The following is a 14868-nucleotide window of genomic DNA, read 5'->3' as shown; positions in this document are numbered from 1 at the left end:
CGGCCGCCCCCGCCCCCGCCGTCAACGCCGGGGCGGGGGCGGGGGGGGCCGCGGCGGCGCACACCCCGCGGGGTTCCTTTACCTTAACGCCTTGCCCCTCAACCCCCGCCGCCGCGCCCCCGCTTCTCGTCACCGGACCCGATTGTCGTCCGGTCGCCAGATATTCCACCCGAGACCGGGCCCGCGAACCATCTGCCCGACGGCATCCTCGTAGTGCTTCTTCGCTTCGCAGTCGTCCACACACGCCCGGTGCCGATCGAGTCCGCTCTTCGCCTCGGCGAGCGTGGCGGGACGCCGATGCGGCGCGCGGTGCCTTTTACGGGTCGCACGTGCCACAACCGGGCTCCATTCGACTCGCCGGAAACCGAATGACCTTCGCGGACTCGAGCTTCTCCGCGTCGATCCTGATGATCTGCCCCGCAGCCATCTTCCGCTCACACATCGCGGTAACGCAGTCCTGATGCAGAACAAGCGATTCCATTGCCTCGGTGGACGTCATCGGGGGCTCCCGGTCCCCAACGTCGCAGCTTTCCAACCGTTCGTACCTGTCCACGCCGCATTCACCTCCTGACGCACGCTCATCGTTTTCCGCTGGCGGCGATGGCGGCCGCGATTTCTTGTTTCAAACCGACCGGAATTTCTAATGTCCTCGACGAGGCAGGCGATGGAGACCACTGACCCGACCACCGTCAAGAGCGTCAAAGCCCAAGCATCCCAAGGCATTACAACTCCTAGTTGTATCTGGGTGAACTCCCCTCCGGCGGCATCTTTCTCATCGTCGCCAGGAGCTATGGATTAAGAATGCACCCAAAAGTGCTGCGGCAATACGTGCATGACTCACAGTCGCATGAAATAAGATTGAAGTGCAGTGTGCACATGTGCGTAGAGAACGTTTCCCAGATAGCGAGGCTAACGAAATGGCCGGATTGACGGTCTCTCGCATGGATTTCGGAAACTTCATGAAATCTGTGCGATCAAAAGCACCTCGTACGGCCCTGTCGACCGCGGCAGCCCACCTCGAGGTCACGCGATTTGTCCTGATGCGGATGGAGGAAGGCTCGCCGACCAAGCTCACCAGGCCGCAGATCAAGGACCTGCTCGAGTACTACCACGCTTCCCCGGAGGACCAGGCCAAGGCACTCAAGCTTCTGGAAGAGGTTCGAGCACAGGACAATGCGGCCAAGGCACAGGGGAACTCGAAAGGGTTCTGGCAGCCGTACAGCGACCAAGTCGCGCCGAACTTCGAGAAGCTCCTCCGGCTCGAAGGAGTGGCAGAGCAGATCATCACGTACCAACCGGTAATCGTGCCCGGCTTGCTGCAGACTGCAGACTACCGGCGGGAAATCGTCCGCGTCACCCTGCCACGTCTGTCCGCAGTGGACGTAGAACGGCGGGTCGAGCTCACCCAAAAGCGGCAAACACGGTTGGATGATGCCGGTTTTCGGTTGGAGGCGTTCATATCCGAAGCGGTCTTGTGGAACAGGCCTGGGCCGCCGGAGGTGATGTCAGCGCAACTGCGGTGGCTCGCCGAGGTTGGAGACCGGGACAATATCGAGATCCGGGCGCTCCCGTTCGCTATCGGCCCACACCCGGGGCTTGTCATTCAGCAGTTCATCCTGCTCCATCTGCCCAAAGGCGCGAGTGGGATGACTTTGCCGCCAGTGGTATACGCCGAAGGCGCCATCGGCAGCGTTCTCCACGAGCACGACGAAGAGGTCGACGAATATCGTGAAGCAATCGCCGGTCTCCGGGCTGTAGCGTTGACAGCGCAGGACACCAGGGACTTGCTGGTGCGAATCGCAAAGGAGCACACGGCATGAAGAAGCCGGTAATGAGCGAGTGGTACAAGTCGAGCTTCTCCGATGCTGGCAAGGAGTGTGTCGAGGTTCGGCACGACCCGGCTGTCACGCTGGTGCGCGATACGAAGGACAACAGTCGGGGCCCGATCCTGGCGTTCCCTGCCGACGTGTGGGCCAACTTCATCGACAGCGGCATCTGGCAGCGCTGACGACTTAGCAGAACGACAAAACCCCGGCGGACAACGTGATCCAGCCGGGGGCTTCTCTTCGGTCCTGCTGGGTGAAGCCGGTCTCTCGATCGGTGGTCACGATCCGATGCTGAAACTGCTTGTGGCTCAACGACCCTGACCCATCAGGCTCCAAATGTGGTATTCCGCTCCGGAACGACGCGCACGATCCATCGTTCTACTTCCGCGGGCTCCGGCGGCGGCAACTCTCCTGCGTACTTCCGCGACAGTCGCGCGGGAAGTTGTTTGCCCGGATCTGGTATCAGCTCGGCGGCGCCTGCGATGTCGATCGCCCGGTAGGGATCTCGGGAGTCCAGCACGGTCACGCTGACCCGCGGATCACTCGCAAGATTGCGCCCTGTCCGACGCTGCGCGGTCGTCGAGAACATCGGACCGTCATCATCTCGATCCACCCAGACCACCGATGTATGCGGTGACCCGTCCTCGTTGACGGTGGCAACCACGGCAAAGTTCTTGCCATCCAACATGTTCCGTATGTGTTCCTGAAGTTCGTTCACCACTGGAACCTACCCACCTGGGGTATTCGCGTGAATGGCCCAAAAGCTCATCCTTACATCCAGATCACTCACCGGGCCGGCCCGCCGGTCGTGAGCCCATTACGGGTAGTCCGCGCGCCGGACCGCCGTATACCGCGCTGACCGAAACGGTTGACGCGACAGCTATGGCTATTTTCCGCTGTTGATCATCTGAGTAGGATTTCATTCGAGGGCGATCGAACATGGGGTTTCTCATGGAAGGCGCCCCCGGACATGCGCAGACCGGGCTTTTCGGACTTGCCCGCCGAAGCGGCTTTCACAGCGACACCATCGACCGCGCCGCAACCCCGGATGGTCACGACGGCGTAGTCGTTACTCGAACGAGACGTGCGAGGTGACGAAAATCGATCAGGCGCAGCAGTCGGTTCACCGAGTCCGGGAAAGGCAATGATGATGACCAACGAGACTTACCGGAGTACCACACGTCAGCTGTTCACCGCGTTCGTGCTGGCGGGGGTGGCGATGGCAGTTCCCGCGACGGCGGCGGTTCCGGCCCTGGCCGCGCCGAGTGCAGCGCCCGGCGTGGTGCAGGTCGATCGGACTTGGGGGTGGGTTGGTAATGCCGCCGAGCCGGTTCCGGCTCCGCCTGTCCCGCCCCATGGCTGCGACAACGAAAACTGCGGGGAAGGCGGTGGGGGCGAAAACACCTGCACCGACCCCAGCCAGACCGGGAACGGCTGCAGCGACAACGGCGAGCACGGCGGGACCGGAGGCGGACCAGGGGTGGCCGAGGCCCGCGGAATCCACTACACCACGGCCACGTCCCAAGTGATCGAGAGGTAGCGGCGGCGTCCAGCAGTCGCTCAACTGTGAACCCGAGCAGACTGGCTTGCAGCCGGTGCGAGCCGTTCGGGTAGTGGTGCGAGCGTGTAGTTCTGCCAGACGTAGCTGTCCATCTGATGCTGGTCACCGGAGAGGTTCACCACCCGGTCGACCTTGCCGTCGATGGTGAAGTGCCACACCAGCGCCCAGATGGTATCCACCTTGCCGGCGCCGGCGGTGGAGTAGCCGCGGTGGATGTCCACGACATACTCGTCGTTGGCCTCCAGGAAGAAGGTCTCCGCCTTCATACCCGCCTTGGACAGCTGATCGAAGAACGCGACGACCTCGTCGATGCCGTGTTTGGTCCCGGATAGTGCGTGACGGCCCGGAATGGTCCAGGCGATGTCCTCGGTGAGAACAGCGCGCATGCCGTCCAGGTCATAGCGGGCGTAAGCGTCGAAGAAGGCGGTGATGGCGGCGACTTTCGAAGCTCGGTCGTTCACAGTGCGCCTTCCTGGTTGCGGGAGAACGGGATTCGGGTCAGGTCGGTCGTGGTTTCGAGGAGCGCGTGCGAGTCTTGGGCCAGCCACTCCGGGAGCAGGACGGTGAAGGCCACGACGTCCGCAAGCGCCATATGGGTGTCGACTGCCGCCTGGTCGGCATAGCGCTCCCGGATGAGATAACGGCCAGGCTGGGCCGGATCGCGCCAGAAGCCGTAGTCGAGCACACCGGGTTCGGTGGTCGCGGCCTTGGCGAGGGTGGTGATCGCGGCCTCGAAAGCGGCGGTGTGCGCGGGGGCGATGTCCAGCACCGCGGTCAGCTGGATTGTCATATGTGCAGGTTAGGGTCACGTGCACGGTCGAGGGAAAGATCGATTCGGGATAGAGTCGGAACGGATCGTTATCAATCGGCAGGGGGCGCATGGCTCCGGACACGGTGAGCCTGCGGTATTTTCTGATGCTCGCGCAGGAATTGGAATTTCACGCGAGCGGCCGAGCGGATCGGCATCGCCCAGCCGGCGCTCAGCGGCCGCATACGCCGGTTGGCGGCGGAACTCGGGACGGCGCTGTTGCTGCGGAGTACTCGTAGCGTCGAATTGACCACGGCCGGTACGGTATTGGCGCAGGAGGCGCCGGCGCGCGAGTCACCGGTACACCGCCGCATCCGGGCCGCCGCCAAAGACCTTGCCCACGAACTCGGCTGGCTCCAGTAGAGCTGCTCGAACGCTGCCCCCAGTTTTGGGGGCCGCCAGTGTTGCTAACGGTATCCGAGGATCATCCGACGAATGGACTGTGAGTCCGAAAAAGCGCAGGGTTCAACAGTTCTCGGCGCGGATCGGTGTCCTGGCGGCGGTTGCGATCGCGACACTGGTCGGGGCCGGCGGACCCGCCGCTGTTACGTCATCAATGCGACGGACGGCGTGATCGTCGGCAAGGGCACTGCGGCTCTCACTCTCGGCCGACGGCAGACCTTCCGGCCGAACCGATTTCGACCCTGACAGGAGATCGATACACCATGACGCGAATTCCGAACTCGCCCAAGACGAAACGCATCGTCGCGGGTGCTGCCGCACTCGGCGTCGTCGCGAGCGTGACCGCACTGACCGCGCCGTCGGCCTCGGCGACCGTCACCAGCATCGCGATCGCGCCCGCCTTCTCCCTCGGCACCCACACGTACGGAACGACCTGCTCGTACACCGTCACCGTCGCGGTGGACGACAACAGCCAGACCGTCTACTTCTTCGAGGAGGGCCAGGGCCCCAGCGGATTCGCCGAGGCGAAGCCTTCCAACGGCGTAGCGAAGGCGACCTGGACCCCGTCCTCGACGAAAATCACCTACATCTACGCCATCCAGCCGAACGCGACAGCTCAAATCAGGCAGCCCGTCGACGTCGGCACCGGCATCAACCTCGGATCCGCCTGCGTAGCAATCTAATCCGCCACCGCCCGACCTAGTCTCGCCGCACACCACGCTCAGAGGAGTTTCACATGCTCGCACGCCGCGGAATCTCCGCCGCTCTCCTGATCGGCGCCGCAACCCTGTCCGCCGCCGGCACCGCCACAGCCAACCCCCTTCCGCTCGAATCGCCCTCTCCGGCAACAACCGAACCTGTCGCCGGCGGCTTGTGCAACGCCGACCCCCTGCTCGCCCTGTGGTGCTTGATCGCCAGCCCCTCGGCATAGCCGTCGTCTTCCGGCGCGGGTGGCGGGTCAGCAAAGGGAAACTCGCCACCCGCGCCTCGGCCTTCGCCACCCCGACCGGTCGGCGGCACGAAGCGTGCAGCGTAGTCGACCGAATCCAGTGCAGGGGCCGCTTGGATCCCGTGATCAGTGGGCGTCGTCGAGGAGCCGGGAGGAGGCCTGTCCGCTGTTCGTTTGCTCGCGCTCTGATTGCTCGTTCGCCTGAACCTGTTCGGCGAGGATGTCGGCATGACCGGCGTGCCGGGCATCAGGAGCGGAATCGCGTTCCGCAGCAAACCGCCCCTTTGTAAAACCGCGCTGGAATAGGCGCCGACCAGCAGTGCTGTGTCGGCACCCAGGGCGTGAGATGTTGCCCAGGGGTGAAAACGATCGCCACCTATGGTGGCTATTCGGGACGAGCGCCGACGCCGAAGATTCTTGTCAAGGCTGCTACCAACGAAGCGGCAGACCTCACCGATCGCGCGCCGCGCTGATACACGAACCAGCTCTCCAGGAGTTCACGAATGCCGTCCACCTTTATCGCGGATGTTCGCGACCGAGCCGATGCCTACCGTGCTACACCTTTTTCCCCGAGGTGGGCCGCGAACTGGTCGCGGAGGCGGTGAACTACCGTGCACTCGACTCCGACACGCGGGCAGTGGGGGGCCGGCCACCGTACCGGCCGCGTGCCGCACGCTGCGCGCAGCATGCAGCGAACCAAAATCCTCCAGGCGAGTCTGTGGAACGAGACGGTGCCCCCATCAGCAGTGAGTCACCAGCATTCGCTCGATGTGTCGGCGCGAGAGCCGGTCGATCCCCGAGCAGTCGTAGCACGCCGGCCCATACCGTCGGACTAGAATGTGAGGGGGCATAGATCGTGTGGCAGTGGGGTCGCACTTTCGCCGAAGGGGCCGAGGCCGCATCGTCGTCCAGCTGGCAAGTCGACAATGTTCAAGCGCCGATTCTCGATTCTGATCAACCTGCGCAGGTTGCCGACAACGCAGGCAAGGCAGTCGTGAACAACCTACGGCCGCCACTGATGCCAGGGTCGACGTTCGGGAAATATAGCCTGCGGCGGCTGATCGGTTCCGGCGGGATGGGCCGGGTATTCGAGGCACTCGACACCACCAAGGGCCGGGTAGTCGCGGTGAAAGTGCTGCCCGAGCAGCTGGCCGACGACCCGGTCTATCGGGCTCGGTTCCGGCGCGAATCCCACATCGCCGCGCTGCTGCAGGAGCCCCACGTCATCCCGATCCACGACTACGGCGAGATCGACGGGCTGCTCTACATCGACATGCGACTCGTGCAGGGCGAAAGCCTCCGCACCGTGCTGCGAACCCGCGGCCCGCTGCCGCCCGAGCAAGCTGTCTCGGTGATCTGCCAGATCGCCGCCGGACTCGACGCGGCACACCACGACGGCCTGGTCCATCGTGACGTCAAGCCGGACAATATCCTGCTCACCCACGACGGGTTCGCCTACCTGGCCGACTTCGGCCTGGCCAACACGAACACCGACGAACGCCTGACCCAGACCGGATCGGCGATCGGGTCGTTCAACTACATGGCACCCGAACGTTTCCAACCCGGCCCGGCCACCCCGGCTGTCGACGTGTATGCCCTGGCGTGCGTGTTGCACGAATGCCTGACCTGCACCCGCCCTTACGCGACCGATGGAGGCGACGCCGCCATCATGCGGGCCCACATGTACGAACTTCCACCCCGAACGAGCAGCTACGCACCGGGAATCCCGGTCGCGATCGACGCCGTCGTCGCGCGCGGCATGGCGAAGTCGGCTGATGAACGCTACGCCAGCGCCGGCGAACTGGCCGCTGCCGCTCACGCCGCACTTGCACCGTCAACCGGCGACGCCGAAGACGATAGTCCCCTTGCCGTATTCGAATACGATCCGACCGTAGCGGCGCATTCCGCACCCCGGGCGACCTCCACACCCGAGGCCAGATCCGTCCCGGGTCCCAGGCGCCGGCCACGCAGCCTCTGGATCGCCGCTGCCGTGGCCGTCGTGGCCGTCGGAGCCGTCGGAGCCTGGTCGCTGCTCTACAAGCCCGCACCACCGGCCCCCGGCGCGGCGAAATCCGAGTTCACCGACGACGACATCACCCTGCTGATGAACGCGCAAGGCCCGTACAACCGCAGCATCTGTCATCACTGGAACCCAGAGGCGATTCTGGGGGAGAAAGCCCGTCTCGGCTGCGACGAGATTCCCGAAATCCGCGTGCCCAGAGCGGAGTTCCACCTGTTTCCCAACGCCGACGCGCTAGGCAAGGCCTATCGCGGCTTACCGGTACAGACCAGCAGCTGTCCGGGCTCTCCACCCGGCCCGGACGGCCCCGCGACGAGAGACGGCAGGGAGGTCGGGCGGACGGCCTGCTTCATGGATGCCACTACGACACCACCGACGTCGGGGGTGATCCAAACCGACGACGCGGCCATGAGCATGGCGGTTTTCTACTTCACCGAATCGGTGGGCGGTACCGCAGGCTTGTTCTGGACACTGAGTGACACGGGAGAGGGGAATTCGCAATTCCGGACCAAGCCGAAGGACCCGGACTACACCACTCAGGCCGACCGCGATCTGCTCACCAAACTGCCCAAAACTTACAACCCACGATACTGTCGACACGAATCACCCGAGAGCGACGCGACCGCCGTCGTTGTCTGCTTGGGCAACGAATCTGGTGCGCCGACAGCAACCTTTTTCCAATTTCCCGACCATCCGATCGCGACCCAGTTTTTCGATGGTGTCATGAGGAAGTCCGGCGGGCGCGCGTGCGGCGGTGCAACGGTTCCCGAGCAACCGTCGATTCGAAATGGCGCGACCGTCGGCCGGTTCACCTGCACCACCGATCCTGTGCCGACGCTCGTTGCGTTGGATCAGAGCAGCGACATCGCCATTCGAGTCAAAGCAGTCGGTCCCGATTCCCCCTCGAACCGTCCCAAGACCGATCAGGGTTTGATCGATTGGTTCAAAAAGAACCCGCTGTAGGTAAGAACCCGCTGTAGGTGCGATGTCTCCGCCGTGTCGGCGAACCAGCATCGACCGCACGTCGATACGTCGAGAACTCGCGTCATGCGGACTGACGAAGTCAACTGGTCTTCGATATCGATGCGACGTGCGAACTCGGTAAGTCCGGGCGGTGGTTGCTTTCCGTTTGCGAACCAGCACCAGCACCAGCTGAGGAAGGCACTGTGGGCTCTGGCCATGGATCCTCGGGCTTCGGTTGCTCCCTGGGGCCACCGTGTCCGGCCTCGCCAGCCGCTCGCTCGTGTCACAGCGTGGGCTGCCCGGGGCGTCGCTGCCAGTCCGCCCTGGTCCGGGGCTGGAACACCCCGGATAGATCTGGCAGGAGCCTCCGCCCCTCCGTGTCCTGGAGAACCAGCCGCCCGGTGGGGAACTGAGTTAGCAGTCGAAGTGTGGGCACCGAAGTATCGGCGGATGCCAGTAGCTTTGCGAGGCGGCATCGAACGACGACACGGATGCCACCGGTTGTGCCGTTAGCGGCAGCGACCCCGACATCCCCAAGACGCTGGGGCCGAGCAGCATGAGTCCGCCAGTAAGGGCCATCGACAGCAGGACGCGGCGCCGGGCACGCAAGCGCGTTCGCCTGCCGGGGGTCCCGGGACGAGAAGACAGGAACTGAACAGAAAGAGGCATCTGCATCACTTCTCTGGGCACGGTATCGCTCACGACGTGGACAGGGTCAATCCTCGTCTGTGAACTGATCGCGCAACACCCACCCCAGGGTGAGGACCCGCATCCTCCCTGACCAGCCGGCCGATCGGATTTCGGTCAACAAGGCCACTCCTGCCGTGACCGATTTGATGGTCACGCCGAACCCCGCACGATCACCCGCCATCGGTCCGGCGCAGCTTGTACAGCGCTGAGGAAGTTCTCGACGCTGTCGGCCATCCCACTGAGCGGAGAGGGCGACGTAGATCACCGCCGACGTGACGCATCCGTGGCGGATGCACCAGCCGACGACACGGAGTCGCCCACCAGCTCGTCACGCGTCGCTACCGTCGACGGCTAGCTCAGTGTCTTCAGCGCCGCCGCGTCGTACGGCTTCAGCTCGTCGATCCGCCCCGCCAGGACCTTGGACGCCCACTCGGGGTCCTGGAGCAAGGCTCGCCCGACGGCGACCAAATCGAATTCGTCACGCTCCAGCCGGTCGAGGAGGTTGTCGAGGCTGCCGAGTTCGGCGCCCTCACCGGTGAACGCACGCAGGAAGTCGCCGTTGAGGCCGACCGAACCGACGGTGATGGTGGGCTTGCCGGTGAGTTTCTTCGTCCAGCCGGCCAGGTTCAGGTCCGAGCCCTCGAATTCCGGGAGCCAGTAGCGGCGGGTGGAGGCGTGGAAGGCATCGACGCCGGCCGCGGCGAGCGGGGCCAGGATCGCTTCCAGCTGCTGCGGGGTCTCGACGAGCCGCGCGTCGTAGGCCTCCTGCTTCCACTGCGAGTAGCGGAAGATCACCGGGAACCCGGGTGAGACGACCGCCCGGATCGCCGCCACGATCTCGGCCGCGAACTTCGTCCGCGCCACGGAATCGCCACCATAGGCATCGGTTCGGCGGTTCGTCCGTTCCCACAGGAACTGGTCGAGGAGATAGCCGTGGGCGCCGTGCACTTCGACGCCGTCGAAGCCGATGCGCTCGGCGGCCGCAGCGGCATCCGCGAAGGCGCCGATGACGTCGTCCAGGTCACGCTGGGTCATCGCCTTGCCGGTGCCCTCGGTGCCGTCGACGCGAATACCGGAGGGGCCGACGGCGGGGGCATCGGCGTAGGGCTCCTCGCCATGCTTGCGGACCATGCCGATGTGCCACAGCTGCGGCACGATCGTGCCGCCTGCGGCGTGCACGTCCGCAGCCACCTTCGCCCACCCCGCCAACTGCTCTTCACCGTGGAATCGCGGCACCCGATCACTCTGCCCGGCCGAATCGTGGCCGACGTAGGTCCCCTCGGTGACGATCAGCCCTACACCGGCGGCGGCGCGGCGGGCGTAGTAGGCGCGCACGTCCTCACCGGGAACGCCGCCGGGGGAGAACATGCGCGTCATCGGCGCCATCACGATGCGGTTCGGAACGGTCAGTCCGTTCAGCGTGACGGGCCGTGACAGAACCTGAGCCGTGCGGGCGGCGTCGGACGCGGTAACGGTCACTGGACAACTCCTCGTAGTTACTTGTCAACCTAGATGGTTGAGAACTTCAAGCAATATGGCAGACGCTAGTGGTGAATATTTGAGGTAGTCAAGTTTCTGTGGATAGGCTGGTTCATATGGCAGAAGCTCCCCGCGTCGACACCGCTCAGCTCATGGAGCTGCTCTCGGTGTCGCTCGGCGCCTACTACGGAGACTTCACGCTCGCGGCGGCGAGCGAGAACCTCACAGCGAGTCAGGGCAAGGCGCTGATCGTGCTGCGCCGAGGCCCGATCGCGATGCGCGCCTTGGCCGGCATCATGGCCTGCGACGCCTCGAACGTGACAGGGATCATCGACCGGCTGGAGAAGCGCGGCCTCGTGCGCCGCGAGGCCAGCGCATCCGACCGGCGCGTCACGAACCTCGTCATCACGGTCGAGGGCGAGCAGGTCACCGACGCCATCCGAGCGAAGATGCACACCACTCGAGATGGCCTGAACAGACTCAGCGCCCAGGATCAGGACCGCCTGTACGCCCTGCTGGAACGGGTCTTCGTCTCCCGGCTCGCCGCCCGGCCGGAGTGACCCACCGGGGTCGGCCGAGCTGGTCGAATCACCCTGCCCGTGTGGTGGCGAGGATTCCGGCGAGAATGACGCGCACCCCGTGGTCGAACTCCGCGTCCGGATCCGCGGTGAAGGTGTCGGCCACCATGCGCGCCGTGCGCGGATAGCGGTCGGAGTCGATCTCCTGGCCGATATGTTCGAGCTCGTAGGGGTTACCGTCGACGTACTCCGCGCCGGTGCGCGACTGTTCCTCGATGACGAAACCGACGGTGTAGTGCAGCAGGATCGGGAAGACCCGGCCGGCTTCGGGCAGCGCGAAGCCGGCATCTTCCAAGGTGCGCAGTGTCAATTCGACTGTGCGCCACATGGATTCGTCGCTCACGTAGGTGCCCGCGAGGACCTTCGCTCCGTCGCGGTAGCGCAGCATCGACCGCCGCAGCCGCCCGGCCAGCGTAGCCACCCAGTCCTGCCAACTCTCGCCCTGGCGTGGCGCTTCGACATCGGTGACGGCGGAGGCGAACACGGAACGCGCCATGACATCGAGCAATTCGCGCTTGTTCTTGACATGCCAGTACAGCGCGGGCGCTTGCACATCCAGCGCGGCGGCCACCTTGCGCATGGTCAGGCCGTCGAGACCCAGCTCGTCGAGCAATCCGAGCGCAGCCTCGGCGATCACGTCGGCGTCGAGCTTCTTCATTGACCACCCCTTTCGTTCGATTCCCTTGACAGCTTAACAACGTTCTGTTCTCCTTAACATCGTTAAGTGATTTAACGTTGTTAAGGGGAGTGCCATGGAAACCACCGAGGTAGTCATCGCCGGATCCGGGCCGACCGGGCTCATCCTGGCCGCCGAACTGAGGCTCGCGGGCGTCGATGTCGTCCTGGTCGACGGACTTCCGGCACGCACCGGCGAATCACGGGCCGGTGGTATCCACGCCCGCAGCATGGAGATCCTCGATCAGCGCGGACTGCTCGACCGGCTGCTGCCGCAGGGCCGCGTCATGCAGGCCGGGCACTTCGGGGGACTGTCGCTGGACTTCAGCGACTTCCACACCCGCCACCCCTACATGCTCGCCATCCTCCAGTCCATTATCGAACGCGAACTCGACACGCACGCTACGGAATTGGGCGCGGCCACACAGTGGGCTTCGCCGATCACCGGATTCAGCCAGGACGGCGCGGGCGTCGAGGTCGAGATCGGCGGAGCCAACCCCCGCCGGATTCACGCGGCCTATCTCGTCGGTTGCGACGGTGGCCGCAGCGCGGTGCGCAAGCTGGCGGGCATCGCCTTCACCGGGACGGATGCGACCGTGACCGGAATGCTTGCCGATGTCGAGCTGGCGGAGCCGCCGGCGCAGCCCTTCTTCGCCCACCGCAGCGGCCCCGGTGATTTCTCGGTGGTGCAGTTGCAGCCGGGCTGGTATCGGTTGATCGTCCAGCGGCACGACATGGTGCTGGAACGTGGCGCCGAGCTGACCTTCGAAGCCTTCCGCGAGCACTTCATGGAACTCGCGGGCACCGATTTCGGCATGCACAGCCCGCGCTGGGTAACGCACTACGGTGATGCCGCTCGCCAGGCCGAGCAGTACCGCGCCCGGCGGGTTTTCCTCGCTGGGGACGCCGCTCACATCCACTACCCGGCCGGTGGTCAGGGCCAGAACCTGGGCATCCAGGACGCGGTCAACCTCGGGTGGAAGCTGGCAGCGGTGTTGCGCGGCAACGCATCCGACGAACTGCTCGACACCTACGAGACCGAGCGCCACCCCATCGCGGCCCGCGTCCTGCACAACACCCGCGCCCAGACCGCCCTCATGCGCCCGGGTGCGCACACCGACGCACTGCGCGACACCGTGAGCGATCTGATCGACATGGACGCGGTCCGCACGCGGCTCGGCCTCATGATCACCGCATTGGACATCCGCTACGACACCAAGAGCGACCACCCGCTGGCCGGACGCCGCGTACCCGACGCCGGCCTCACCACCGCGGACGGCGACACCCGGCTCCACCGGTTGCTTCAGCAGGCTCGCCCGGTCCTGTTGGTGCTCAACGGGAATACCGTCCCCGACGTGGCGCAGTGGCAGAACCGGCTCGAGATCGTCACTGCCGAAACCCACACCGCGCAGTGGGCCGTCCCCGCAGTCGGAACCGTCCCGGCCCCGGCCGCCGTACTCGTTCGCCCCGACGGCTATGTCGCATGGGCGACCGATGAGTCGAGCACGGCCGGTCTGATCGATGCTCTGACAACCTGGGTCGGCGAACCGGCCTGAATGCCAGTGAGACAATGCCGTCAAACCGACAACTGTGACCAGCGCATCCCGACACTGCGGCGTGGCGCGCTGTCCGGATCGGGCACGGAACGGCCGGGTATCGTCGTGCCAGGACGTGGAGGGGGCGGTTATGCCGTTGGTGTGGTTGGTTGTCGGCCTTGTTCTCTTCGCTGTCGCGTTGGACCGCGCGGGTGTGTGGGCCGAATCGCGGGGTTGGATTTACTGGCGACGCAGATCCGGTTCCGGCTCTGCCGCAGGTCTTCTCGGAGATATGCAGACGCTGGTCGCTCCCTCGAGTCAGCATGCGCAGCAGGAAATTCGCAGTCGTCAGCTCCGTGGTGAACAGCTTCAGACCGCGGGCGATCCCCTCAGAGCGGACGTTGCGCACGGCATCGTGCGGTTGCCGGCCGTGAATGATGAGATGAGCCGGTCGCACCCGTCGGCGGAACACGACTGAGAACACCTGCTCCTGCCGCATAGCGCGCGGTTCGAAACGGCCACGCCGATCCTCCTCTCAATAGCTACAGCCCGACGCAGTGCCGACTGTTTCGGTCATCCCGGTTTGCGGCGGCCGAGGATGATGTGGGCGTCACTATCGGACGCCGTCGTAGCCCACGATTACGGCGTGTCCGTCACTCGAGATCTGCTGCACTGCAACACGGACCACGTCACGGCCGCGGTACCGCGTATTCCTGCGCCGGGGCCATCTCCACCATCACCTCGCGCTCTCCGGCGAAGTCGTTGGAAGATCAACGCGCAGAGATCATCTGAGGTATCCGACCAGCGGACGAACGCCCTGTAATACCGATGTGCGTGCAATCGATGGTCAGTCGGCGTGCGCGAAGTGTCGGTGTTCCATGCCACCATCCATATATGTCACTGGAGTTCTTCAATGAGTTGTCCGGGACGCTGGCGATCGAGCTGACGGAACCGACCGAGAATGTCGCGGCGAACCTGTCTAATCAGCGCGCGACAGCAACCGCGGCGATCAGGGGAGTCTCGTTCACGCTGAATGTATTCGAAAATGGGGAGGCTCGTGACTTGACCGTCAACGAGTTCGACCGCGTTGTCCTCGAATTGCCCATGCTGAACTTGCGTGGGTTCGGTGATCCCGTTGAACACCGAGCGCCCAACGGTAAGTGGTTCACGGTGCGTGACCTTGCCGCCGCCATCGCCGAGACGGAAACGAGCACTCGCCAGCAGTCGCAGTGGTTCGGCGGCGTCGACGTGCATCACACCTTCTTCGAAGGCATCTACAAGAGAGACGATGGAGTTTGGGAGATCTACTGGGGGTCGTGAAAATCCTGTACTGCCGCATACCGCGGCGCGGGGCGTCGGAAGATCAACCGGCCGTGCCCATC

Annotated in this window: 14 protein-coding genes and 1 pseudogene; 9 read left to right on the top strand and 6 right to left on the bottom strand. The window is 64.7% G+C overall.

The window, feature by feature from the left end:
• Window positions 1-129 precede the first annotated feature (129 nt).
• Window positions 130-336, bottom strand: coding sequence for a hypothetical protein (locus ABZV44_RS44930; RefSeq protein WP_354851355.1), 207 nt, complete (start codon window positions 334-336; stop codon window positions 130-132).
• Window positions 337-941: 605 nt separating this feature from the next.
• Here ABZV44_RS44930 and ABZV44_RS44925 point away from each other — a divergent pair.
• Both ABZV44_RS44925 and ABZV44_RS44920 read left to right on the top strand, forming a co-directional pair.
• Complete coding sequence (locus ABZV44_RS44925; RefSeq protein WP_354851352.1) at window positions 942-1820, top strand: DUF5753 domain-containing protein; 879 nt, start codon at window positions 942-944, stop codon at window positions 1818-1820.
• Entirely contained in the window at window positions 1817-2008 is a 192-nt protein-coding gene (locus tag ABZV44_RS44920; RefSeq protein WP_354851349.1) for a DUF397 domain-containing protein, read from the top strand. The genes ABZV44_RS44925 and ABZV44_RS44920 overlap by 4 nt, the downstream gene beginning before the upstream one ends.
• A gap of 143 nt (window positions 2009-2151) precedes the next feature.
• On the opposite strand, the gene ABZV44_RS44915 is transcribed toward ABZV44_RS44920, so the two are convergent.
• Window positions 2152-2544 carry a PPOX class F420-dependent oxidoreductase gene (locus ABZV44_RS44915; protein WP_354851346.1) on the bottom strand — a complete coding sequence of 131 codons (393 nt, stop codon included), beginning with the start codon at window positions 2542-2544 and terminating at the stop codon, window positions 2152-2154.
• A 432-nt stretch (window positions 2545-2976) separates the two neighbouring features.
• Between ABZV44_RS44915 and ABZV44_RS44910 the strand changes: the two genes are divergently transcribed.
• Window positions 2977-3366: a hypothetical protein gene (locus tag ABZV44_RS44910; protein ID WP_354851344.1), complete on the top strand. Its 390-nt coding sequence runs from the start codon at window positions 2977-2979 to the stop codon at window positions 3364-3366.
• A 20-nt stretch (window positions 3367-3386) separates the two neighbouring features.
• Here ABZV44_RS44910 and ABZV44_RS44905 read toward each other — a convergent pair whose 3' ends face one another.
• Window positions 3387-3848, bottom strand: coding sequence for a nuclear transport factor 2 family protein (locus tag ABZV44_RS44905; RefSeq protein WP_354851341.1), 462 nt, complete (start codon window positions 3846-3848; stop codon window positions 3387-3389).
• Window positions 3845-4177 (bottom strand): putative quinol monooxygenase, encoded by a 333-nt coding sequence (locus ABZV44_RS44900; RefSeq protein ID WP_354851338.1) that lies wholly within the window; start codon window positions 4175-4177, stop codon window positions 3845-3847. The genes ABZV44_RS44905 and ABZV44_RS44900 overlap by 4 nt, the downstream gene beginning before the upstream one ends.
• 89 nt (window positions 4178-4266) lie before the next feature.
• Here ABZV44_RS44900 and ABZV44_RS44895 point away from each other — a divergent pair.
• The 3 genes and pseudogenes from ABZV44_RS44895 to ABZV44_RS44885 all read left to right on the top strand — a co-directional run.
• Window positions 4267-4480 (top strand): annotated as a pseudogene (locus tag ABZV44_RS44895) (LysR family transcriptional regulator); the annotation flags it as partial.
• 380 nt (window positions 4481-4860) lie between these two features.
• The gene (locus ABZV44_RS44890) at window positions 4861-5280 is read left to right on the top strand and encodes a hypothetical protein (protein ID WP_354851335.1); all 420 of its coding nucleotides are present in this window, start codon (window positions 4861-4863) and stop codon (window positions 5278-5280) included.
• Between the two features lie 1122 nt (window positions 5281-6402).
• Window positions 6403-8529, top strand: a complete 2127-nt coding sequence (locus ABZV44_RS44885; RefSeq protein WP_354851333.1) for a serine/threonine-protein kinase — start codon at window positions 6403-6405, stop codon at window positions 8527-8529.
• A gap of 1041 nt (window positions 8530-9570) precedes the next feature.
• Here ABZV44_RS44885 and ABZV44_RS44880 read toward each other — a convergent pair.
• On the bottom strand, window positions 9571-10698 hold the full coding sequence (locus tag ABZV44_RS44880; protein ID WP_354851330.1) for an NADH:flavin oxidoreductase: 1128 nt from the start codon (window positions 10696-10698) through the stop codon (window positions 9571-9573).
• A gap of 116 nt (window positions 10699-10814) precedes the next feature.
• On the opposite strand from ABZV44_RS44880, the gene ABZV44_RS44875 reads away from it, so the two are divergent.
• Window positions 10815-11258, top strand: a complete 444-nt coding sequence (locus ABZV44_RS44875; protein WP_354851327.1) for a MarR family transcriptional regulator — start codon at window positions 10815-10817, stop codon at window positions 11256-11258.
• A gap of 28 nt (window positions 11259-11286) precedes the next feature.
• Here ABZV44_RS44875 and ABZV44_RS44870 read toward each other — a convergent pair whose 3' ends face one another.
• A complete protein-coding gene (locus ABZV44_RS44870; RefSeq protein ID WP_354851324.1) occupies window positions 11287-11934 on the bottom strand; it encodes a TetR/AcrR family transcriptional regulator C-terminal domain-containing protein in 648 nt (215 codons plus the stop codon).
• A gap of 94 nt (window positions 11935-12028) precedes the next feature.
• Here ABZV44_RS44870 and ABZV44_RS44865 point away from each other — a divergent pair, with 94 nt between their 5' ends.
• Entirely contained in the window at window positions 12029-13507 is a 1479-nt protein-coding gene (locus ABZV44_RS44865; protein ID WP_354851321.1) for an FAD-dependent monooxygenase, read from the top strand.
• Between the two features lie 873 nt (window positions 13508-14380).
• Window positions 14381-14806 (top strand): hypothetical protein, encoded by a 426-nt coding sequence (locus ABZV44_RS44860; protein ID WP_354851319.1) that lies wholly within the window; start codon window positions 14381-14383, stop codon window positions 14804-14806.
• The last annotated feature ends 62 nt before the right edge of the window (window positions 14807-14868 follow it).

Origin of the sequence: Nocardia sp. NPDC004860 (assembly GCF_040609015.1) — a bacterium.
Lineage (GTDB): Bacteria > Actinomycetota > Actinomycetes > Mycobacteriales > Mycobacteriaceae > Nocardia.
This window is presented reverse-complemented; position numbering and strand designations above follow the sequence as displayed.

Excerpts from the sequence above, each read along its gene's own strand:
- ABZV44_RS44925 (WP_354851352.1), top strand. The coding sequence starts at position 942 with ATGGATTTCGGAAACTTCATGAAATCTGTGCGATCAAAAGCACCTCGT.
- ABZV44_RS44920 (WP_354851349.1), top strand. The coding sequence starts at position 1,817 with ATGAAGAAGCCGGTAATGAGCGAGTGGTACAAGTCGAGCTTCTCCGAT.
- ABZV44_RS44910 (WP_354851344.1), top strand. The coding sequence starts at position 2,977 with ATGACCAACGAGACTTACCGGAGTACCACACGTCAGCTGTTCACCGCG.
- ABZV44_RS44900 (WP_354851338.1), bottom strand. The coding sequence starts at position 4,177 with ATGACAATCCAGCTGACCGCGGTGCTGGACATCGCCCCCGCGCACACC.
- ABZV44_RS44890 (WP_354851335.1), top strand. The coding sequence starts at position 4,861 with ATGACGCGAATTCCGAACTCGCCCAAGACGAAACGCATCGTCGCGGGT.
- ABZV44_RS44875 (WP_354851327.1), top strand. The coding sequence starts at position 10,815 with ATGGCAGAAGCTCCCCGCGTCGACACCGCTCAGCTCATGGAGCTGCTC.
- ABZV44_RS44870 (WP_354851324.1), bottom strand. The coding sequence starts at position 11,934 with ATGAAGAAGCTCGACGCCGACGTGATCGCCGAGGCTGCGCTCGGATTG.
- ABZV44_RS44865 (WP_354851321.1), top strand. The coding sequence starts at position 12,029 with ATGGAAACCACCGAGGTAGTCATCGCCGGATCCGGGCCGACCGGGCTC.
- ABZV44_RS44860 (WP_354851319.1), top strand. The coding sequence starts at position 14,381 with ATGTCACTGGAGTTCTTCAATGAGTTGTCCGGGACGCTGGCGATCGAG.